General features: G+C 37.0%; 1 protein-coding gene. It reads right to left on the reverse strand.

Going from position 1 to position 559, the window contains the following annotated elements:
* Nucleotides 1–22 precede the first annotated feature (22 nt).
* Nucleotides 23–559, reverse strand: a 537-nt coding sequence (locus VHA02S_RS26300) for a hypothetical protein (RefSeq protein ID WP_081247899.1), incomplete at its 5' end; no start/stop codon positions are given.

Below are 559 nucleotides of genomic sequence, written 5' to 3' on the forward strand. Positions count from 1 at the left end.
CGAATCCCTCTTGAACAGTTTGTTATATTAAATATAACTCTGCTTCCTTTGCGTACGTGGAAATAAGCTTTAAAACACTTTCATCCGAGAAATAGAAATTGTGAGTAAAATCACAACCCTCAAAGTAAATAATGCCTAACTGAGGTATTAAAAACTTAAACCTATCTTTATCTGGAACTCTGTAATCAGAGGGTAAGAGCGTTTTAAATCGAGCATTATCCGACGTGAACTTCCTGTACGTGATTCTGGTCGAATAACGTCCCTTGTATAAAACCAGATAACATTCATATGAATCACTAAGTAGGCAGACAAACTTATGTAAGCGACTGTTGTATTCATTTTGCATAGAACTCGTCACATCTTGAAGCATTGCCGTCGCTTCGTTAGGCGACAACCAATGGTCAAAAACAGAGACTGATGTGCTTTTGATACATGTATCTTCACCATCATACATACCAACAAGCGCATCATGAAGGTGCTGATATTGATGCTGCAATTCTTTTTGAACTAGCGAGGGTAAGCTTATAAATCGTCTACTCTTCATATTTAACCGTTTAAT

The organism is Vibrio harveyi NBRC 15634 = ATCC 14126 = KCTC 12724, from assembly GCF_001591145.1.
In the GTDB taxonomy this organism is placed as follows: Bacteria; Pseudomonadota; Gammaproteobacteria; order Enterobacterales; family Vibrionaceae; genus Vibrio; species Vibrio harveyi.